This window comes from Neorhizobium sp. LjRoot104, from assembly GCF_964253725.1.
In the GTDB taxonomy this organism is placed as follows: domain Bacteria; phylum Pseudomonadota; class Alphaproteobacteria; order Rhizobiales; family Rhizobiaceae; genus Neorhizobium.
Map to the genome: position 1 here is coordinate 1,261,169 of NZ_CAXURS020000002.1, position 19,446 is coordinate 1,280,614.

At 62.4% G+C, this 19,446-nt stretch carries 17 protein-coding genes and 1 riboswitch; of the genes, 10 read left to right on the forward strand and 7 right to left on the reverse strand.

What is annotated here, in order from left to right; all coding sequences use genetic code 11:
- Window positions 1-18: 18 nt before the first annotated feature.
- On the reverse strand, window positions 19-1,467 hold the full coding sequence (locus tag ACSQ8R_RS28050; RefSeq protein WP_436256614.1) for a hypothetical protein: 1,449 nt from the start codon (window positions 1,465-1,467) through the stop codon (window positions 19-21).
- A gap of 364 nt (window positions 1,468-1,831) precedes the next feature.
- Between ACSQ8R_RS28050 and ACSQ8R_RS28055 the strand changes: the two genes are divergently transcribed.
- The 3 genes from ACSQ8R_RS28055 (at window position 1,832) to ACSQ8R_RS28065 (ending at window position 4,096) form a co-directional block, all read left to right on the forward strand.
- Window positions 1,832-2,161 (forward strand): DUF6665 family protein, encoded by a 330-nt coding sequence (locus ACSQ8R_RS28055; RefSeq protein ID WP_436256615.1) that lies wholly within the window; start codon window positions 1,832-1,834, stop codon window positions 2,159-2,161.
- A gap of 81 nt (window positions 2,162-2,242) precedes the next feature.
- Window positions 2,243-3,013, forward strand: a complete 771-nt coding sequence (locus tag ACSQ8R_RS28060; RefSeq protein ID WP_436256616.1) for a gamma-glutamyl-gamma-aminobutyrate hydrolase family protein — start codon at window positions 2,243-2,245, stop codon at window positions 3,011-3,013.
- A gap of 276 nt (window positions 3,014-3,289) precedes the next feature.
- Window positions 3,290-4,096, forward strand: a complete 807-nt coding sequence (locus tag ACSQ8R_RS28065) for a class I SAM-dependent methyltransferase (protein WP_436256617.1) — start codon at window positions 3,290-3,292, stop codon at window positions 4,094-4,096.
- Between the two features lie 78 nt (window positions 4,097-4,174).
- Here the strand turns inward: ACSQ8R_RS28065 and ACSQ8R_RS28070 are convergent, their stop codons facing one another.
- Together ACSQ8R_RS28070 and ACSQ8R_RS28075 are read right to left on the reverse strand one after the other, a co-directional pair.
- Window positions 4,175-4,402 carry a hypothetical protein gene (locus ACSQ8R_RS28070; protein WP_436256618.1) on the reverse strand — a complete coding sequence of 76 codons (228 nt, stop codon included), beginning with the start codon at window positions 4,400-4,402 and terminating at the stop codon, window positions 4,175-4,177.
- Between the two features lie 11 nt (window positions 4,403-4,413).
- Window positions 4,414-4,596: a hypothetical protein gene (locus ACSQ8R_RS28075; protein WP_345928358.1), complete on the reverse strand. Its 183-nt coding sequence runs from the start codon at window positions 4,594-4,596 to the stop codon at window positions 4,414-4,416.
- A 143-nt stretch (window positions 4,597-4,739) separates the two neighbouring features.
- On the opposite strand from ACSQ8R_RS28075, the gene ACSQ8R_RS28080 reads away from it, so the two are divergent.
- Window positions 4,740-6,434 (forward strand): glycoside hydrolase family 13 protein, encoded by a 1,695-nt coding sequence (locus ACSQ8R_RS28080; protein ID WP_436256619.1) that lies wholly within the window; start codon window positions 4,740-4,742, stop codon window positions 6,432-6,434.
- A 22-nt stretch (window positions 6,435-6,456) separates the two neighbouring features.
- On the opposite strand, the gene ACSQ8R_RS28085 is transcribed toward ACSQ8R_RS28080, so the two are convergent.
- A complete protein-coding gene (locus ACSQ8R_RS28085; protein WP_436256620.1) occupies window positions 6,457-8,706 on the reverse strand; it encodes a heavy metal translocating P-type ATPase in 2,250 nt (749 codons plus the stop codon).
- Between the two features lie 112 nt (window positions 8,707-8,818).
- Window positions 8,819-8,914: riboswitch (TPP riboswitch) on the forward strand.
- A 50-nt stretch (window positions 8,915-8,964) separates the two neighbouring features.
- Between ACSQ8R_RS28085 and thiM the strand changes: the two genes are divergently transcribed.
- Genes thiM through thiD form a run of 3 tightly spaced genes read left to right on the forward strand, consistent with a single transcriptional unit; the run spans window position 8,965 to window position 11,200 of the window.
- Window positions 8,965-9,765 carry a hydroxyethylthiazole kinase gene (gene thiM / locus ACSQ8R_RS28090; protein ID WP_436257298.1) on the forward strand — a complete coding sequence of 267 codons (801 nt, stop codon included), beginning with the start codon at window positions 8,965-8,967 and terminating at the stop codon, window positions 9,763-9,765.
- Entirely contained in the window at window positions 9,762-10,400 is a 639-nt protein-coding gene (gene thiE, locus ACSQ8R_RS28095) for a thiamine phosphate synthase (RefSeq protein ID WP_436256621.1), read from the forward strand. The genes thiM and thiE overlap by 4 nt, the downstream gene beginning before the upstream one ends.
- Entirely contained in the window at window positions 10,397-11,200 is an 804-nt protein-coding gene (gene thiD / locus ACSQ8R_RS28100; protein WP_436256622.1) for a bifunctional hydroxymethylpyrimidine kinase/phosphomethylpyrimidine kinase, read from the forward strand. The genes thiE and thiD overlap by 4 nt, the downstream gene beginning before the upstream one ends.
- Window positions 11,201-11,343: 143 nt before the next feature.
- Here the strand turns inward: thiD and ACSQ8R_RS28105 are convergent, their stop codons facing one another.
- The 3 genes from ACSQ8R_RS28105 to ACSQ8R_RS28115 all read right to left on the reverse strand — a co-directional run bounded on the left by ACSQ8R_RS28105 (window position 11,344) and on the right by ACSQ8R_RS28115 (window position 16,298).
- Window positions 11,344-14,445: a response regulator gene (locus ACSQ8R_RS28105; RefSeq protein WP_436256623.1), complete on the reverse strand. Its 3,102-nt coding sequence runs from the start codon at window positions 14,443-14,445 to the stop codon at window positions 11,344-11,346.
- Between the two features lie 245 nt (window positions 14,446-14,690).
- Complete coding sequence (locus tag ACSQ8R_RS28110) at window positions 14,691-15,194, reverse strand: invasion associated locus B family protein (protein WP_436256624.1); 504 nt, start codon at window positions 15,192-15,194, stop codon at window positions 14,691-14,693.
- Window positions 15,195-15,512: 318 nt separating this feature from the next.
- Entirely contained in the window at window positions 15,513-16,298 is a 786-nt protein-coding gene (locus ACSQ8R_RS28115) for a class I SAM-dependent methyltransferase (RefSeq protein WP_436256625.1), read from the reverse strand.
- A 115-nt stretch (window positions 16,299-16,413) separates the two neighbouring features.
- Between ACSQ8R_RS28115 and ACSQ8R_RS28120 the strand changes: the two genes are divergently transcribed.
- The 3 genes from ACSQ8R_RS28120 to ACSQ8R_RS28130 are packed head-to-tail and all read left to right on the forward strand — an operon-like array spanning window position 16,414 to window position 19,373.
- A complete protein-coding gene (locus ACSQ8R_RS28120) occupies window positions 16,414-17,550 on the forward strand; it encodes an ABC transporter substrate-binding protein (RefSeq protein ID WP_436256626.1) in 1,137 nt (378 codons plus the stop codon).
- 6 nt (window positions 17,551-17,556) lie between these two features.
- Window positions 17,557-18,627, forward strand: a complete 1,071-nt coding sequence (locus ACSQ8R_RS28125; RefSeq protein ID WP_436256627.1) for a FecCD family ABC transporter permease — start codon at window positions 17,557-17,559, stop codon at window positions 18,625-18,627.
- On the forward strand, window positions 18,621-19,373 hold the full coding sequence (locus tag ACSQ8R_RS28130) for an ABC transporter ATP-binding protein (RefSeq protein ID WP_436256628.1): 753 nt from the start codon (window positions 18,621-18,623) through the stop codon (window positions 19,371-19,373). The genes ACSQ8R_RS28125 and ACSQ8R_RS28130 overlap by 7 nt, the downstream gene beginning before the upstream one ends.
- Window positions 19,374-19,446: the final 73 nt, after the last annotated feature.

Consider the following 19,446-nt stretch of genomic DNA (forward strand, 5'->3'; position numbering starts at 1 on the left):
GCCCGCGACCCTTGGTTTCTATTCCTGATCTCCGACGCGCGAGCCGGTCCATCCCGAGCCGAGGACGTTGGGGACAAAACGCGCTCTGGAGGAACCCGCAAGCCTGCCACCTGGAAAATAGGCCTGAAGCGACAAGCTCTCCTCCAATGGCACGGGCTGTCCCGTGCGGAAGGAAACGAGTTGCGAACGGTGGTCGAATTGGCAGAGATATTGCTGTCGTGGCTTCTCGGCGCGGCACGCGATCTTGACGACCCTTTTTAGCCGCACCTCCAGTTCCCCCATCTTGCATCTGGCGATCGTGATCGGGTCGAAGTCGTATTTGCCGGGGGCGCATCGCATCGCGGCAAACGTCGCGTTGATGGTTTCCGTGAGACCGTGCATGTAAGCCGCAATGTCGTTTGCACCTGGTTCAGAGCCGTCCTCATTTTGAGCATTGTTTGCGACTTCAACTTCAGTCAATGCGGCCAGCCGCCTTCCCTCCTTTGCAATTGCGGTCAGGGGAGATGCAAATTCCTGCTGACCGAGTACGCTGAAGATCACGTTCTCGGTAGCAGAGCGAGGATCGGGCTGCTGTCGCGCTTTTTCAAGTGCTGCGCGGAACTCAACTGCAACAGCCGGATTCGATTCCAGCGCTGCGATCCTTTGCCATAAAGGCGTCAGCAGATTTTCCTGATCGAGCGTTCCAAAGGCTTGCTCCAGCGACCCTCGGTATTCTTCAAGGGGCGCCAGCATTGCGCGCGCCCTGATCAGGCCATCCAGGGAGGTCGGCAGGCCGGCCGCCGATGCAGCCGCTTGCGTCAACAATGGTCTGAGCACCTCGCCCACCCGTTTTTGACATGCCTGGTAGACTCGGAGTTTGATCTTGTTCGGCCACTCCGACTTCTGGGCCTGCCGAAAAATGATGAGGGCCCGTCCGATGCCCTGAGGAAATTCCCGTGGGCCGGAAGCAAGGTCGGCGAGCAGGGAATCTGCCCCGAGATTGGCTCGCGCCTCCCGAACTTCCGCCAGCAGCTGATCCCGGGTCGGCCTGTCGACGCGGCTGAATATGACCTCGTTCTCGAGCATATTCCACCAATGCTGGTTGTCCTCGCGCTTCTCCACAAACTCACGAATTCTGCCGCGAACCGCATCGATCCAGGCAGGGCCTTTGGCGTCGAACATGCCTTTCGACAGAGGGGGTGGAGGCGGCTCGATCGGCTTCTGCAGAAATGCCAGGAAGCTTCCAGTCTTGCATTGCGTGAGCGTGCCCCGGATGGCCTTCCGACCTCCCATTTCAACGATTTCTCCACGTAACGCCGTGGCGCGAAAGCGTGGAGGTTGGAGGGTCCACGCGCCGGGCTCCAGCTCAAACGTGCCTGACGGTGTGGCGGTACCTGTGACATTGTACTTCGCTAGGCTCCCCCCGGAACGGAACTCGAAGACCCCTTTCAGCCGATCGTTGCTAATCTCATTGATGGAAAGCACCATCTGCACACTTTTATCTGCATCACAGCTAAAACGTCCCCTCCATTGGCCCTTCAAGGTTTCGTTTGCCAAAGCGACACTGCTTAGACAGGACGCGAGAAATATAGCGATGAGGCACCTGTTCATCCCATCCTCCCGAGTGCAGGGCGACACGGTACATCTACCAGAGCGCGCGGCGAAGTTGACCAATGGGCGTAAGGGGCGCGAAAATGGTCGCGGCTCGAGACCGGTCCGGATGGTGGCTGCGCCTCACCGCACCGCCTGGGTCCCCTCGTCGGAAATGCGATCTTCAAACTCGCTTTGACCCCATTCCCCATTTGACGCAACGCACCAATTGGCTAACATTGCCGGAAACTCCAGGTATCCCATGAGCGTCCGCCCTCCCCAGTCGTTTTATCAGCCCGCCTTTACCAATACCGGCTTCAACGTGCTCGAATACGAGCTGATGTCCGAGCGCGCCGCCGCTCTCGGGCGGCAGGGGCTGAAGGTGGAAAAGGCGCTTGCGGCGTTGAATGCCTGGGATCCAGAGCGCGACAGCGAGGTACTACGGGAGAGCCTTCGCGACGATGCGGCGGATGCCGTCTGGGGGTTTTTCATTCAGCGCGAAACCTGCGGTCTTCGAAACAATCGCGAAATCATCAAGCGTTATGCGATCCCCAACGAAGTCCTCGCGAGAATCGGGGCGGTCCGCAAATGAAATTCGGCCCGTTTCAGTGAAATTTGAAATTGCCGGCAGGCTGCCTATCGGAGCGCTGCGGCTGGAAGATGGATTTGAGCAATGTCCAGACCCGTGATCGGCGTCATCGGAAATACCCATAATGTCGAGAACCGCTTCTCCGCCCAGCTCGTCGGCGAGCAGAACCTGAGGGCAATCGCGGAAGTCACGGGAGCCCTGCCGCTGATGTTTGCGGGCAATCCTAAGATTACCGACATTCCGACGCTGCTCGATACCGTCGACGGTATCCTCTTGACCGGCGCCCGGGCCAATGTTCATCCGAGCCATTTCAATACCGAGCCCCATGCCCGCCACGAGCCCTATGACCAGAACCGCGATGCGGTGGCCCTGCCGCTGATCGATGCCTGCGTTGCTGCCGGCGTGCCGGTTTTCGGCATCTGCCGCGGGTTCCAGGAAATGAACGTCGCCGCCGGCGGCTCGTTGCACCCGGAGATCCGCGAACTGCCTGGACGCCTGAACCACCGCATGCCGCGGCTCGAAAACGGCGAGATTCATCCGGACATGACCGTCGTCTTCGCCGACCGCCATGACGTGCAGCTTACCCCGGACGGCGTGTTCGCGCGTCTGCTGGGGCGCGAGACGATCCGGGTCAATTCGCTCCACGGCCAGGGGATAGACGAACTGGGAAACCGCATCGTCGTCGAGGGCGTGGCCGAAGACGGCACGATCGAGGCAATCCGATTCAAGGAGGCGCAAGGGTTTGCCCTTGGCGTGCAATGGCATGCCGAATATGATCCGCAGATCAATCCCATCAACCGTGCCCTGTTCGAGGCGTTTGGCGAGGCCGTCAGGTCACGCAAGAACGGCTCCTAGACAAAAATCCGCTACCTCGCCCTACCGCCTCGAACTGCGCCGGCCACTCGCAGTCCCGGGTTGCTTGCTGCGAAATTCGGTATGCTCATCACTCTGGTTTTCAGTGCTGCAATAGTGGACAAGGCCGCCGCCGATCCGTGACCGCCAAACATGCAGCACAATCGTATCCCGCCCGAGGCGATACGGCATCTCGATCGGGCTACGTAGCCCGTTCTGCCGTCTTGGCAATTGGAAAGGCCGGGGATAGCCTCCCCTCGGAAACTTTGGGAGGGCGCCATGACATCGAGTTTCAATGTCCGTAGCGCGGGCGGTTACGAGCAACTGATGGGGCGCTGGAGCCTGAAGCTGGCGCCACTGCTCATCGATTTCGCCGGTCTTGACGATGGCGAAAAGGTGCTCGACGTCGGCTGCGGCACCGGGAGCCTGACATTCGCATTGCCGAAAGCAGCCAATCTCTCCGAGATCGCGGCGATCGACTATTCGCCGGTCTTCGTCGAAGAGGCGATCCGTCGCAACACGGACCCGAGGATCAGGATCAGCCAGGCGGATGCCTGCTCGCTGCCGTTCCAAGGCGGATATTTCGACAGGGCGATGGCGCTTCTCGTCCTGCATTTCGTGCCGGAAGCGGACAAAGCCGTGGCCGAAATGCGGCGCGTGGTGCGCCCCGGCGGCGTGGTCGCCGCCGCCGTCTGGGATCATCTCGGCGGCATGCCGGCGATGCGGATGATGTGGGATACCGTGTCCATGCTGGACGATAACGCCCGCCAGATGCGAAGCCACCATTTCTTCCAGCCGATGATGCAGCCGGGCGAGATGAAGCAGAGCTTCATACGGCAGGGTCTTGTCGATGTGGCGGAGGTGTCTCTGATGATCCGAATGGATTTCCAGTCCTTCGACGACTATTGGGCACCGATCGCCGCCGGCGAAGGACCGCTTGGCAAATATGTCACGTCGCTCGACCCGGTGTTGCGCTCGAAAACCGATGCCGCTGTCAGAAGCGCCTATGAGGCGGGCAAACCCGACGGCCCACGCTCGTTTGTCTCCGTCGCCTGGGCCTGCCGGGGGGTCGTGCCCGCCGCCTGATGGGCTGGAGACGCAAACTCAACGCCCTCCCGGCGTTTCCACCGCGAGGGCGTTTCGTCACTAGCCCGATGCGGCGGCTCAATGCGCCGAATGCGCCTGTCCGCCCTTCTTTTTCGCATCATGGGCGTGGTGGCTGTGGCGTTCGCCACCGCCGCCGGACACGCGGCTTCTTGAGCGCTGGTCGTCGTCGGCCGGCGGCTTCTTTACCTCGAGCGGTACACCCTTTTTCGCATTGGGGGCATTTTCATGGGAAGCGCCCGGGCCGCCCTGGCGGATGCTCGCAGGCGTCTTGGTCGATGTCGACATGATGAAACTCCCTAACGGTCCTGCTGATGACCCTGATGGGTCGTGTTGACCTTGGTATTGCCCTGCTGACCCTGCTTGCCGGGATCGTTCGCCGGCTGAAGTTTGCCACGCTTGATATCGGACGCATGGGTCTGTTCGCCGGAGCCTTTGTGGCTTAGGTTTTCAGAGGGCGTCGGGGGAAGTCTGCTGCTCATGAAGGGCCTCCTTTTCTTCAGGTTTCCCACTGGTCTAACCAGCGGAGAGTCCCGATGTTCCATCGGAAGAGTGCCGCCTTGGGTGAGGAACCCCGCGCCGCACTCTCGCGTTCGAACAGGTTGAGAGGCAGGGAGGGCTTTCGATGAACAACTTTCAGGATCAGCTCGCAGCGGTCATGCAGCAGGCCACGCTGCCGATAGAGCGCAAGTGGTGGCATACCGCCACCGTCTACCAGGTCTATCCGCGCAGTTTCTGCGACCTGAATGGCGACGGCATCGGCGACATCCCAGGCATCGCCTCGAAGCTCGATTATCTGAGATCACTCGGCATCGACGTGATCTGGCTCTCGCCGATCTACAGGTCGCCGATGGACGACAACGGCTACGACATCTCCGATTATCAGGACATCGCCCCGGAATTCGGCACGCTTGCCGATTTCGACATGCTGGTGGCGGAGGCGAAAAAGCGCGACATAGGCATCGTGCTCGACCTTGTCGTCAACCACACGTCGGACGAACATCCGTGGTTCGTCGAAAGCCGCAAGGGCCTAAGCAATCCGTTCCGCGACTTCTATATCTGGCGCAAACCGGCAAAGGACGGCGGGCCGCCCAACGGCCTCAAGTCCTCCTTCGGTGGGCCGGCCTGGACGCTCGATACCTTGAGTGGCGAATATTACCTGCACCTGTTTTCGACCCGCCAGCCGGATCTCAACTGGGAAAACCCGAAAGTCCGCACCGAAATCTACACGATGATGAACTGGTGGCTGGCGCGCGGTATCGCCGGCTTCCGCATGGACGTCATCGATTATATCGGCAAGCAGGTGGACCAGGCGATCATCCATGACGGCCCGCACCTGCACGACTACCTGCAGGAAATGAACCACGAAACCTTCCGCAACCGCGATATCCTCACCGTCGGCGAGACCTGGAGCGCGACGCCCGGTTCCGCACTCCTCTATTCCGGCCGCAACCGCCACGAACTGTCGATGGTCTTCCAGTTCGAGCACGTCACCCAGCAATGGGACGAGATCTACGGCAAATGGCGCTCGAAGCCGTTCGACCTCGTGAAGCTGAAATCAGTGCTTGGAAAATGGCAATATGCGCTCTCCGACGACGGCTGGAACTCGCTGTTCTGGGGCAATCACGACCTGCCGCGCGCCCTCTCCAAATATGGAGACGCAACCGGTTATCCGGTGGAATCGGCCAAGATGCTGGCGACCGTGCTGCACCTGATGAAGGGCACGCCCTTCATCTATCAGGGCGAGGAAATCGGCATGACCAACATGCCGTTCACGACGATCGAGCAGTATCGCGATATCGAAACGCTCAACATGCACCGCCTCCATGTCGAGGCCGGGCTGTCGCCCGAGGAATTCATCAAGGGCGCCAACGAGAACGGTCGCGACAATGCCCGCACCCCGATGCAATGGAGCGCCGCTCCCTATGGAGGCTTCTCGACCGGCGTGCCCTGGATCGAGGTAAACCCCAATTACCCGACGATCAACGCAGAACGCGAGATGACCGACGAAAAGTCGATCTGGAACCACTACCGCAAGCTGATCGCGCTCCGGAAAACCCACGAGGTGATCGTCTACGGGCTCTATCAGGGCTGGCTCGACAGCCACCCGGATGTATTCGTCTATTCGCGAACGCTCGACGAGGAGCGCCTGGTGGTGGTGGCCAATTTCACGGCCCGCGACGTGACGATCGAGCTCCCGGGCGAATTGCAGATGTCGGGCGAAGGCCTGATCTCGAACTATGAGCCGGTGAATGCGCTTGGCGAGAGCCTGACGCTGAAGCCCTACGAGGCTTTTGCGGTTCTGGCCCGGGAGCCTTGAAAACGGGGCCGCACGCCGGTGCCTAGCTCCTCACCCGCAGCAATCTCAGGGCATTGATCGTCACCAGCACAGTTGCCCCGGTATCGGCGAGGATCGCCGGCCACAATCCCGTGACGCCGATGATCGTCGTCACCAGGAAGACCGCCTTCAGGCCGAGCGCGATCGAAATGTTCTGGTAGATGTTGCGCATCGTCCGCCTCGACAGCCCGATCATCGCAGCGATGTCGCGGACCCGGCCATGCAGCGCTGCAGCATCGGCTGTTTCCAGTGCGACATCGGTGCCGCCCCCCATCGCGATTCCGACATCGGCGGCAGCAAGCGCCGGGGCGTCGTTGATACCGTCGCCGACTTTGCCGACCACGAAACCTTCACGCTTCAATTCGCCGACGATCCTCTGCTTGTCTTCCGGCATCAGCTCGGCGCGGACCTCGATGCCGAGGTCCTTGCCGATCGCAGTCGCGGTGCGGGCATTGTCGCCGGTCAGCATGACGGTCCTGATGCCGGCATCGGTGAGCGCCTTGAGGCCTGCCCGGGCGTCCGGGCGCGGTTCGTCGCGCATGGCGATGGCGCCGGCAAGCACACCGCCGACAATCAGCACCGAGACGGTCTTGCCCTCGTCGTTGAGACCGGTGATCCGTCGCGAATGCGCCATCGGCAGCGACACGCGTTCGGCCGCTGCCTTGGGCGAACCGAGGAATACCTCCTCGCCTTCGACCACGGCCGTGACACCCTTGCCACCCAGCGCCCTGGCATCCGTCGCAGTCGGAATCTCGACCTCGTCATCCGCAGCCTTGGCGAGGATCGCGACGGCCAACGGATGGCTGGAGCCGGTTTCGAGCGCGGCGGAAAAACGCAGCACGTCCTCCGCATTGCGGCCGAAGGCGATCACGTCTGTCACCTGCGGCTTACCCGCTGTCAGCGTGCCGGTCTTGTCGAGCGCGACTGCGGTGATCTTGCCGAGCGTTTCCAGCACCGCGCCGCCCTTCATCAGCAGGCCACGGCGGGCGCCCGACGACAGCGATGCGGCGATCGCCGCCGGCGTCGAGATCACCAGCGCGCAGGGGCAGCCGATCAAGAGGATCGCCAGGCCCTTGTAGACCCACTCGCTCCAGGACGCGCCGGCGACAAGCGGCGGCAGGATAGCGACCAGAGCGGCAACCGCGACAACGCCCGGCGTGTAATAACGCGAGAAACGGTCGATGAAGCGTTCGGTAGGGGCCTTGCTTTCCTGCGCCTCCTCGACCAGCCGCACGACGCGGGCGATGGTATTGTCCTCGGCGGCGGTCGTCACGCGAACCCGCAAGGCCGCATCACCGTTAATCGTACCGGCAAACACCGTGTCATCGACGCCCTTGGAGACCGGCGTGCTTTCGCCCGTCACCGGCGCTTCATCGATCGCGCTTTCACCGGCGACGATGACGCCGTCCGCCGAAATACGGTCACCGGGACGCACGAGGATGATCGCGCCGACGGCAAGGTTTTCCGCCGGCACTTCACGGGTCTGGCCGTTCTCTTCAAGGAGCGCGTTCTTCGGCACCAGCGCGGTCAGGCTCTGGATGCTCTGCCGCGCCTTGCCGGCCGCGACCCCTTCCAGCAGTTCGCCGATGAGAAAGAGGAAGACCACGGCGGCAGCCTCTTCGGAGGCATCGATGACCACCGCGCCAACGGCGGCGATCGTCATCAGCATCTCGATCGAAAACGGCGTGCCGGCGAATGCGGCCATGATCGCGCGGCGCGCGATCGGCACGAGGCCGATCAACATCGCGGCCGTAAAGATATAAGTGTCATAGGCCGGAATGAGATGGCCGATCCCGTAAGCCACGGCCAATGCAATGCCGACCAGGATGGTCAGGCGACCCTTGGCCGATTTCCACCACGGCCCATCCATCGGCTCGTGATCGTGGCCGTGCAGGCCTTCGATTTCCCTGGAGCCGTGGTCGTGATCGTGATGCGCGTGGTTGGAATGATCGTGCCCCCCGTCATGGTCATGATGATGGTGATCGCGCGCCTTGCCGATCTCCCCCGCAAGGGGGGAGACCGGGCGTTTGCCTCTTCCCAAAGCCCGGAGCGTATACCCCAGCCCGACGACCTTCTTCTCGATCGCGACGAAATCGCCCGTGCCGTCATGCTTCACCGTCATCGTGCCCGAGGCGACCGAAACGGACACGTCCTCGACGCCCGGCATGCGGCGCACCGCCGTGTCGATCTTCGTCGCGCAGCTGGCGCAATCCATCCCGCCAACCTTGTATCGTGCCTGTGTCGTCGCGTTCATCGTCTCATTCCCGTTGGATCGAGCCACCTGTCTACAACCTCTAGCGACTAGAGCTGCAAGGCCCCTCCAAGAAAAAATCACTGGCGAAGCGCATTGTCTTTGCTGTAAGCCGTGGTGAAGACAGGGGCGTCCGGCAAAGCCGGGCTGAGAAGCACCCTTAGAACCTGAACCAGATCATGCTGGCGGAGGGAGTCGCCCGGGCGTTCAACATTGCGCCCCGCGCCTGCTCCGCCGAACGAGGCAGACATGCAGACGACAATGCCCCTTGGACAGACCCCCGGCCAGCTGCTGACCGCGATGCGCGCCAAAAACCCGCTCGTCCAGAACATCACCAATTTCGTGGCGATGAACATCGCCGCGAACGTGATGCTCGCGGCCGGCGCCTCTCCCGCCATGGTTCATACAAAGGAAGAGGCCGGCGAATTCGCCCGCATCGCCGCGGCGTTGACGATCAATATCGGAACGCTGTCACCGGATTTCCTGGCCGGAATGAAGGCCGCCGCCACCGCCGCAACCGATACAGGCAGGCCCTGGGTGCTCGATCCCGTCGCCCACTACGCCACTGCATACCGCCGCGCGGCACTTTCCGAGCTCATGGAGTTGCGGCCGACGGTCATACGGGGCAACGCCTCGGAAATCATTGCGCTGGCCGGCAGCCAGTCGAGCGGCCATGGCGTCGATAGCGGGGACAGCGTCACGGCGGCCGAAGGCTCGGCCATTGCCATCGCTCAGCAGAAGACCTGTGTGGTTGCCGTCACCGGCGAGGTGGATTTCGTCACAGACGGCCGGCGTTCGGTTCGCATCTCCGGCGGTTCGGCCTTGATGCCGCGCGTCACCGCGCTCGGCTGCTCGCTCACCTGCCTTGTCGGCGCCTTCGCCGCGAGCGCGGACGACCCCTTCGAGGCGACGGTCGCCGCATTGGCCATGTTCGCCGTTGCGGGCGAGGAAGCCGCCCTCACCGCCTCGGGCCCCGGCTTCTTCTCCCCCATCTTCCTTGATCGCCTCGCTGCCCTGACCGGTGAGTCGCTCGATGCCCAAGCAAGGATCGTCGCGGCATGACCAAGATTTTCGATCTTTCCGTCTATCTCGTCCTCGACCCGGATCTCTGCCGCGGCATCGGTATGATCGAGACGACAAGGCTTGCGGTTGCCGGGGGTGCCACCATCGTCCAGCTCCGCGACAAACAGGCGGATACGGCAAAAATGGTCGAAACCGGCCGGGCGCTGAAGGCCGTGCTATCCGGTACCGGCGTGCCTCTCATCATCAATGACGACGTGGAGGCGGCTGTCGCGATCGGTGCCGAAGGCCTGCATGTCGGCCAGAGCGACATGGTCGCGGCGATGGCGCGGCAGCGTGTCGGTCAAGGCATGATCCTCGGCCTCTCGGTGGAAACCGAGGAGCTGGCGCGGCGGGTGGATCAGTCGATCGTCGATTATGTAGGCATCGGCCCGGTATTTGCGACCAGCACCAAGCCGGACCACAAGCAGCCAATCGGTTTCGACGGGCTTGGGCGCATCGCCGCCATGGCACCGGTTCCGGCTGTCGCAATCGGCGGCGTCAAGGCGGAACATGCCGGCCCGGCACTCGCCGCCGGCGCAAAGGGCCTCGCGGTGGTTTCCGCCATCTGCGGCCAGCCCGATCCCGAAGCCGCTGCCCGCAGGATCGCTGCGGAAATCGAGAGAGCACGCGCATGACCATCAAAAACGTCCTGTCGATTGCCGGTTCGGATCCCTCCGGCGGCGCCGGCATCCAGGCGGACCTGAAAACCTTCGCGGCGCGCGGCACCTATGGCATGGCGGCGCTGACCGCGCTGACGGCCCAGAATACCCAAGGGGTCACGGGAGTGCACGCGGTGCCTGCCGCTTTTGTCGCAAACCAGATCCGCACGATCTTCCTCGACGTGCGCGTCGATGCGGTGAAGATCGGCATGATCGCCAATGCGGAAATCGCCGGGATCGTCGCCGACATACTGCGCCCCTACCGGGACAGCGTGCCGATCGTGCTCGATCCGGTGATGATCGCCAAGGGCGGATCGCCGCTTCTGGCGCTCGATGCGGTGGATGCCGTTACCTATAAGCTGATGCCGATTGCCGCCGTCGTCACCCCCAACCTGCCGGAAGCCGCCGCCCTGCTCGGCGAGGCGATCGCCACGACCCGCGAACAGATGGCGGACCAGGCCGAGCGGCTGCTGAAGATCGGCCCCAAGGCCGTATTGGTGAAGGGAGGCCATCTGGAAAGCGAGGACAGCCCGGACGTGCTCGCCGACGCCACCGGCATCCACTGGTTTGAAGGCAAGCGCACCGCGACGAGCAACACCCACGGCACCGGCTGCACGCTTTCGAGCGCGATTGCGGCGGAACTTGCCAAGGGCGCCTCGCCGGCTGAAGCGATCACGGTCGCCAAGACCTATCTCGCCGGCGCGATCACCGCCGCCGACACCCTCACCGTCGGCACCGGCCACGGACCGGTATCGCATTTTTACGAGTGGTGGTGAGGCGATCCCCAAGGTGAAGGGCCCCGATCGCATCGGGGCACGACATCCTTTATCCCGAGCCGTCGAAGGGGTCCCGCCGGCGACCTTCCCGCAGTTGAAAGTGAGAACATAGCTGCCGGCTCGACAAGGGTGGCGACGGGTTCTCAGCCCTTCTGCGCTGCAATCTTCTCGAAGACGATTGCGATTTCCTGGCTGCCGTAGGGCTTCTTCAGAAGCACGGCGCCATCTACTGCCGCCTCGTCGGGAATGCGGTCGTTGCCGGTCGCAAACACGATACCGACAGTGGGAGATAGTCTGCGCGCCTGCTGCGCGAACTCGCCGCCGGAAAGACCCGGCAGGCCGAGATCGGTAACCACCACGTCAAAGCTGCGCGCCTCTATCATGCCAATTGCCTCCTCCGCCGTCGAGGCTTCGGAAACCTCATGCCCCAGTTCGGCCAGGAGGTCGGCCGTGCTCATGCGGATCAGGAAATCGTCCTCGACCAGCAGCACGGAATAACGCGGCAGTACCGGCCGTTGCCCGATCGGCGGGGCGGGCGGCTTGGCTGAGAACGACGCCCTCACCTGGTTGCGATGCTGCTGGCCGTTCAACACGTGGCGGATCTTTCGCGCCAGGGCCTCACGGGTATAGGGTTTGGAGAGCAGTTCGACGCCGGGATCGAGCCGGCCACCATGCACGATCGAGTTTTCCGTATAACCGGAGGTGAACAGCACGGCGATATCCGGCATCCGCTCGCGGGCATGCCTGGCAAGCTCCGTGCTCTTCAGCGGTCCCGGCATCACCACGTCGGTAAAGAGAAGATCGACCGGCACGCCGCTTTCGATAATACTCAGTGCACCCGCGGCGTCTTTCGCCTTCAGCACGGCATAACCGAGATCGCCGAGCAGCTCGACGACCGTGGCGCGCACCTGCTCGTCGTCCTCCGCCACCAGAATAGTCTCGGTGCCGCCGGTCACCGGACCGAAATCGGCGTCCGTGACGAGATCCTCGCTTCGCTGGACGCGCGGGAAATAGATCTTGACGGTCGTACCCTGGCCGAGTTCGCTGTAGATCTTGATATGGCCGCCAGACTGCTTGACGAAGCCATAGACCATGGAAAGGCCGAGGCCGGTTCCCTTTCCGACGGGCTTGGTCGAGAAGAACGGTTCGAACACCTGTTCCATCACCTGCGGTGTCATGCCGGTGCCCGTATCGGTCACGGCCAGCATCACATATTGGCCGGCCGGCACGTCCGCATGCTGGCGCACATAATTGTCGTCAAGGAAAGCATTGCCCGCCTCGATCGTCAGCTTGCCCCCGTCTTCCATCGCGTCGCGGGCATTGATCGCGAGGTTGAGCAGCGCGTTCTCGATCTGGGTCGGATCGACCAGCACGTTCCAAAGGCCGCCGGAACGGATCGTCTCGACCTCGATATCCTCGCCGAGCGTTCGGCGCAGCAGCTCTTCCATGCCGGTGAGGAACCGACCGATATTGACGACCTTGGGCTCCAGCGGCTGGCGGCGGCCGAAGGCAAGCAACTGACTTGCGAGCTTGGAACCGCGCTGCACGCCGGCAAGTGCATTCTCCACCCGGCGGCCGGCGCGCTGGTTGCCGGCGACGTCCTTGGCGAGGAGCTGAAGATTGCCGGAAATCACCTGCAGCAGGTTGTTGAAGTCATGCGCCACGCCGCCCGTCAGCTGGCCGAGCGCTTCCATCTTCTGGCTCTGGCGCAGCGCCTCCTCCGCCTTCAGACGTTCTGAAATCTCGGACGCGATCTTCTGTTCGAGGCTGGCGTTCAACGCCTGCAGCGCCTCCTCGGCGCGCTGGCGTTCGGCAAGATCGCGTTCCGCTGCACGGAAGAGCCGCGCGTTATCGATGGCGATCGCCACCTGGCCCGCAGCCCCCACCACCAGCCGCTCATGCTCCTCGCGGAATTGGCCGGGCTGGGCATGACCGAAGAAAAGGCCGCCGAGCACTTCGCCGGAGCGGGAGATTACCGGAACCGTCAGATAGCTGCGCACCGGCAGATGACCCTTCGGCATGCCGAAATACGGTTCGTTCCGGCCGTAGCGCGGATCCGTCATGATATCGTCGGAGCGGATAACGCCCTCGCCGCTGAATGTCGGCGCAAAAACTGCCGTGTTGCGCGGCATCGGAAAATTTTCGAATGCCGACCGCGGAACGCCGGACAGTGCATAGAGCATGTAGCTTTCGCCGCGGTCGTTGACGACATTGTAGAAGAAGGCCCCGAACTGCGCGCCGGTCAGTTCGACGCCGGCGTCGGTGGTCATCTGCACCACCTTTTCGAGGTCGAGTTCGGCGGAAAGTTCGGCGCCGAGCCGGTTCAGCACCTCGAGATGCCGGGTCTCCTTGAGAAGCGCGATCTCCGCCTTCTTCTGGTCGGTGACGTCGCTGCCCTGAATGAAGATGCCGGTCGGCTGGCCGGCGTCGTCGACGATCGGCTGATAGACGAAATCCACGAAGCGCTCTTCCGTCGGCTGGCCGGGCTGGCGCGCCAGCATCACGCTCACCCCCTGTCCGAGATGTGGACGGCCGCTTCTGCGAACCTCATCCAGCAGGTCGGAAAAACCCTGCTCCGTCACTTCCGGCAAGGCGTCCCGGATCGGCCGGCCGAGCAGCTCACGGCCGCCGACGAGGCGCATATAGGCGCCGTTGGCCATTTCGAAAACATGATCCGGCCCGCTCACCATGGCCATGAAGCCCGGCGCCTGATCGAACATCAGCCTCAGACGCTCGCCCTCGCCCTGAAGCCGCCGCTCGGCCCGCACCTTGGCCGTGTTCTCGACGACGATCGCTACAACGCCGAAAGGCTGTCCGGCCTCGTCATAGACCGGGGAATAATAGAGATTCATAAATGCCGAGGCCGGAACGCCGGACCGGTCGAGCAACATCTCCTGATCGGAATAGGCAAGCGTACCGCCAGCGAAACAGACCTTCATGACGTGGTCGTTGAAGTCGGCGACTTCAGGCCAGCCGTCGCGCACCTTCGAGCCGAGGATGCCGGGATGGCGCCGTCCGGCAAAATCGGAATAGGCGTCGTTGTAGATCATCACCCCGTCTTCGTTCCACAGCGTGACGATTGGGACCGGCGAACGAAGCATGAGCGAAATCGTCGTCCGGAGGCTCTGCGGCCAGGTGGCGATCGGTCCGAGGGAGGTTCCTGCCCAATCGAAGGCCGCAATAAGACGGGCCATTTCGCCGCTATGGGAAAGAAAGGCTGTCTCGGCAGTCGAATGATTCATCATCGGGCTTTCGGCGGCGATAGGCACTATGCTGCCGTCTTACATGACAACGATCACCTGGGACAGCCTTTTTGACAATCGTCAATTAGGGCGTTGCCCCGAAAAAGCCATAGGTGGGATCGGCTATTTTTGACCCGATCTGGAAGCTTTCAAGCAACGTCCGTAAGGGCAAAATCGTCGCCTGGTAGACCCTTAACCCGTCGTCATGACGGATACCACATCCGTCATGACAAGCGAGCCAAACCCGATCAACCGCAACGCCCTGCCTGGGCCAAGGCCGCGCTCACGCCGGAAAGCGAAAATGTGTAGCTGGTCTGCGTGCCGCGCTGGGAGACCGCTTCGAGCGTCATGCTGCTTCCCGATTTCATCGCGGCGATGAGGGCTGCATCGGTGCTCTCCTGTTTCGTCCAGCCGGAATTGCCCTTCGGCTCCAGGGCGAAGGTTTGGCCATCGACGGTAACCGTCATTTTTGATCCGCCCCTAAGGTCGTAACCCATGATTGCCTGGGGATAGAAGCCGGATCCGGAAGGCTTCGGCGCGACGAGGAAAAAGTTGTCGCCGTGATTGACAGCGGCGGGCTGCATCTGGGTGGGCGTGGTCAGCACATAGCAGGTCGTGCCGCCATCGCCCTTGTAGGAATAGAGGCCCCAGGCGTCGAACTTCTTCACCATGCTCGGGCTCGGTTGGGCCAGCACAGGCGATGCGAGCGTGGAAAGAGCAAGCGAGGCGAGGGCGAAAAGCTTGATGGACAATCTTGTCTCCATGGTCGGAAATGGAAAGGGAGGCGGACGGCAGGGCCGCGCGCAGAAGATAGTCCATTCAGAAACCAATCGGTTATCACAAGGTTAATTTCGTCGGGCGGGCGCCCCGGAACGAGGCGCTCCAGGGGGCCAAATGGGACCGGATCGTGATCCGCGTTACTCCGCACCGCCCCCGCGTTTCGGGGAAAGCAGTGAAAGGTTAACGCCTGCGGTCACAGCCCGGTCACAATCATGTCAGGCGGCCGTAAATGCTGTGAATATTGCAATGGGTCGAAAGGTGGCCGCCAAGGGCCACCCCATGCCGGGAGATTATTGCGGTTTCATTGCGCAGATGGCGAAGCGCTCCTGCACCATGCGTTCCAAGCCACGCAGGAACGGCATTTTGCGGGCCTGGGCCCAATGGATGTCGGACAATTTTCGATCGACGACGATGTTGACGAAGCCCGCCTTAGTCAACAGATCGACCACCGCCTCCGCCGGCATCGCGTCCGAGAAATAGACGCGCGAACGGATGTTCTGGTGGCGCGCCGCCATGGCCGGGCTCATGTGGCTTCGCGCCGGCTTGCCGGTCACCTTGGACCAGAGCTTCTGCAGACCCTTGACCCAGGTCTCCTTGCCCATGTTGCCGTCAAGGATCAGCACCTTGCCGCCCGGCTTCAGGACAGAGAACCATTCCGCGAAAGCGGCCGGCGGATCGACCAGCGTCCAGACCAGATGCCGGTTGGTGATGACGTCGTAGCTGTTTTTCGGCTCCATCGTATTCTCGGCATCGCCAGACACGAAACGGATATCTGTGCCCCGCTTCTTGGCCTTGGCGCGCGCCTGAGACAGCATCGCATCCGACCAGTCGAGGCCGGTGACCTTGAAACCGACATCGTTCATCAGATGCGAGATGACCGCAGTTCCGCAGGCAAGATCCAGAGCGGCGCGGCCGGTGCCATCGCCCAGATGCTTGCGGATCAGGCGCTGCCAGCCTTTACGTTCTTCCTCCGAAAAGATTTCGTGTCCGACGCTCTCGTCGAACGTCGCGGCTCTTTCCGACCAGAAGTCCCGTATCTCGTCACGGATGGAATAGTTGGAGTTCATCGAATTCATTACAGGCGCCCCGATAGTCAGACTACTTTGGAAAAGCTCTAAAACATAAAACTTGATTCCAAAAGTCGTATTTCATATGCATGCGGACATTATCAGACATCGGGGGAGTTTCCAGATGAATTTCGCAAAAATGCTAGCAACATCGGTGGTTGCGCTTGCGAGCCTTCTACCGTTTTCCGTGCTGGCCCAGTCGTTCACCGTCAAGGACGTGGCCGGTCGCGAGGTGAAGTTCGACAAGCCGGTCGAGCGCGTCATTCTCGGTGAAGGCCGGATGCTCTATTCGGTCGCCCCGATCGAGAAGGAAGATCCCTTCGCCAAGATCGTCGGCTGGCGCAACGACCTGTTGACCACCGACAAGGATGGTTACGACACCTATCTCGCGAAATTCCCGAAGGGCAAGGAACTGCCCTTCCTCGGCAACCTGACCGACGGCACGCTGCAGACCGAGACGGTCGTCAAACTGAACCCGGACGTGCTGCTGCTGCCGATCGGCAACAAGAAGGCTGCAGACGAAGTGAAGCTCGAGGACATGCTGAGCAAGATCGGCGTAAAGATCGTCTATATCGACTTCCGCGAGCAGATTCTGGCCAATACCGAACCAAGTCTCAAGGTTCTCGGCAAGCTTTTCGGCCACGAGGACCGCGCTGAGGCCGTCGCTGCCTATTGGAAGCAGCAGATGGCGCGGGTGACCGACAAGCTCAAGGCCGCCAACCCCAAGAAGCCGAATGTCTTCATGTATCGCGCGGCCGGGCTGGTCGAGTGCTGCGGCACGTTCGGCCCGGACAATTTCGGCCTGATGGTGGATTGGGCCGGCGGCCGCAACCTCGGCTCGGACTTCCTGCCGGGTTATACCGGCTCGATCAATGCCGAGCAGGTCGTGGCCTCCAATCCGGATGTTGTCGTGGTCACCGGTTCCAACTGGAGCCAGACCAAGAACGCCAAGGACTTCGTGAATGTCGGTCCGACGGCCGCCGCAACCGCCGACAACAGCCGCCAGGCGCTGAACGCCCTGATGCAGAACGCGGCCTTCACCGGTTCCAAGGCGGTCGCGGGCGGGAATGTGCATGCCATCTGGCACCAGTTCTATACGAGCCCCTACCAGTTCGTCGCCGTGCAGCAGATGGCAAAGTGGTTCCACCCGGACCTGTTCGCCGATCTCGATCCGGACGCCACCTTCAAGGAATTCCACGAGAAGTTCCTGCCGGTTCCGTATCAGCCGGGTTACTGGATCGACGCCAAGGCGGCAAAGTAAACCGATATGGCCGAGATCGCCGCATTGCCGATCGATGCCGAAGCCGGGCGGGAGCGCTATCGCGCCCTCGCCCGCCGCAAACTCGCGATCCTCGCCGCCATGACAGCCGCTCTCTGCCTGTCATTTGCGATCGATCTCGCCTGGGGGCCTGCCCGCTACAGCCTCGGCGAAGTGATCGCCGCGCTGACCGATCCCTCCTCCGTCTCTCCCCAGATCCGCGCCGTCGTCTGGGATATCCGCATGCCGGTCGCCGTCATGGCGATCGTGGTCGGCGCGGCGCTATCGGTGGCAGGTGCGCAGATGCAGACGATTCTTGCCAATCCGCTCGCAAGCCCGTTCACGCTCGGCATCTCGGCCGCCGCCAGTTTCGGGGCAGCGCTGGCGATCGTCACCAGCGTCTCCATTCTGCCGGTTGCGGCCACGCTGCTTGTGCCGGCCAACGCCTTCATCATGGCGCTGATCGCAACGCTGTTCATCCATTTCATCTCGCAGATGCGCGGCGTCTCGGTGCAGACGGTCGTGCTGCTCGGCATAGCGCTGGTCTTTACCTTCAACGCGCTGCTCGCCTTCCTGCAGTATCTCGCCTCCGAGCAGGCGCTTTCCGCCGTCGTCTTCTGGACCATGGGCAGCCTCACCAAGGCGACCTGGCCGAAGATCGGCATCACGCTTGCCGTCCTGCTGATCGCGCTGCCGCTGTTTGCCCGTCATGCCTGGGCGCTGACCGCCATCCGGCTCGGCGAGGACAAGGCGGCGAGCTTCGGCGTCAATGTCCGGCGCATCAGGCTCGAAACCATGCTGATCATCTCGCTGCTCGCGGCCGTCCCGGTCAGCTTCGTCGGCACGATCGGTTTCGTCGGCCTGGTCGGCCCGCATATCGCCCGCATGATCCTCGGCGAAGACCAGCGTTTCTTCCTGCCGGGCTCGATTCTGTCGGGAGCGTTGCTGCTGTCGGTCACCTCGATCGTCTCGAAATCGATCATTCCGGGCGTGGTCTTCCCGATCGGCATCATCACCGCACTGGTCGGCGTACCGTTCTTCTTCTCGCTCATCCTCTCGAACCGGAGCCGGTCATGGTAGCGCTGCAACTGCAATCGGTCGGCGCCTATCACGGCCGCAAGCTGTTCGTGGAAGACGTAACGACGCCGGTCATGCGGGCAGGCGAGCTGATCGCCGTGATCGGCCCGAACGCCGCCGGCAAGTCGACACTGTTCAAGCGCATCACCGGCCTCCTGAAGGGACCCGGCGATATCGTCATCGACGGCGCGAAGACGAAGAACGCCATCACCTACATGCCGCAGGATACGTCCGCCAACGCGGTGCTGACCGTCTACGAATCCATTCTTCTCGCCCGCAAGCAGGGCCAGTCCTGGAGCGTCAGCGACCGGGACCTCTCGTTCATCGACGAAATCATGAGGGCGCTCAACATCACCTCCATCGCGTTTCGCGATCTCGGAGCGCTTTCCGGTGGCCAGCGCCAGTTGGTGTCGATCGCCCAGGCGCTGGTGCGCGAGCCGGAAATCATGCTGATGGACGAGCCGACCAGCGCGCTCGATCTTCACCGCCAGGTGGAAGTGCTCGATTTCATGCAGCGCCGGGCGCGCTCGAAAGGCATGATCGTGATGATCGCCATCCACGACCTCAACCAGGCACTGCGCTTTGCGGACAAGGTCCTGGTGATCGCCAACGGCCGCATGCGCGCCTGCGGCAACGCTCGCGAGGTGGTGACAGTCGATATGCTGCGAGACGTCTACAAGGTCCACGCCCGCATCGAGAAATGCTCGATGGACCACGACCACGTGATCGTCGACGGAACGGCACACTGATCGAATCTTCCGAGATCAGCTCCGCGACGGTTTCGCCCGCGCGGACAGCCGAGCGAACGCCTCAGGGGCCATG

Bases quoted from the DNA above. Each gene is read 5' to 3' on its own strand.
- ACSQ8R_RS28050 (WP_436256614.1), bottom strand. From the start codon at position 1,467: ATGGTGCTTTCCATCAATGAGATTAGCAACGATCGGCTGAAAGGGGTC.
- ACSQ8R_RS28055 (WP_436256615.1), top strand. From the start codon at position 1,832: ATGAGCGTCCGCCCTCCCCAGTCGTTTTATCAGCCCGCCTTTACCAAT.
- ACSQ8R_RS28060 (WP_436256616.1), top strand. From the start codon at position 2,243: ATGTCCAGACCCGTGATCGGCGTCATCGGAAATACCCATAATGTCGAG.
- ACSQ8R_RS28065 (WP_436256617.1), top strand. From the start codon at position 3,290: ATGACATCGAGTTTCAATGTCCGTAGCGCGGGCGGTTACGAGCAACTG.
- ACSQ8R_RS28070 (WP_436256618.1), bottom strand. From the start codon at position 4,402: ATGTCGACATCGACCAAGACGCCTGCGAGCATCCGCCAGGGCGGCCCG.
- ACSQ8R_RS28075 (WP_345928358.1), bottom strand. From the start codon at position 4,596: ATGAGCAGCAGACTTCCCCCGACGCCCTCTGAAAACCTAAGCCACAAA.
- ACSQ8R_RS28080 (WP_436256619.1), top strand. From the start codon at position 4,740: ATGAACAACTTTCAGGATCAGCTCGCAGCGGTCATGCAGCAGGCCACG.
- ACSQ8R_RS28085 (WP_436256620.1), bottom strand. From the start codon at position 8,706: ATGAACGCGACGACACAGGCACGATACAAGGTTGGCGGGATGGATTGC.
- thiM (WP_436257298.1), top strand. From the start codon at position 8,965: ATGCCCCTTGGACAGACCCCCGGCCAGCTGCTGACCGCGATGCGCGCC.
- thiE (WP_436256621.1), top strand. From the start codon at position 9,762: ATGACCAAGATTTTCGATCTTTCCGTCTATCTCGTCCTCGACCCGGAT.
- thiD (WP_436256622.1), top strand. From the start codon at position 10,397: ATGACCATCAAAAACGTCCTGTCGATTGCCGGTTCGGATCCCTCCGGC.
- ACSQ8R_RS28105 (WP_436256623.1), bottom strand. From the start codon at position 14,445: ATGATGAATCATTCGACTGCCGAGACAGCCTTTCTTTCCCATAGCGGC.
- ACSQ8R_RS28115 (WP_436256625.1), bottom strand. From the start codon at position 16,298: ATGAATTCGATGAACTCCAACTATTCCATCCGTGACGAGATACGGGAC.
- ACSQ8R_RS28120 (WP_436256626.1), top strand. From the start codon at position 16,414: ATGAATTTCGCAAAAATGCTAGCAACATCGGTGGTTGCGCTTGCGAGC.
- ACSQ8R_RS28125 (WP_436256627.1), top strand. From the start codon at position 17,557: ATGGCCGAGATCGCCGCATTGCCGATCGATGCCGAAGCCGGGCGGGAG.
- ACSQ8R_RS28130 (WP_436256628.1), top strand. From the start codon at position 18,621: ATGGTAGCGCTGCAACTGCAATCGGTCGGCGCCTATCACGGCCGCAAG.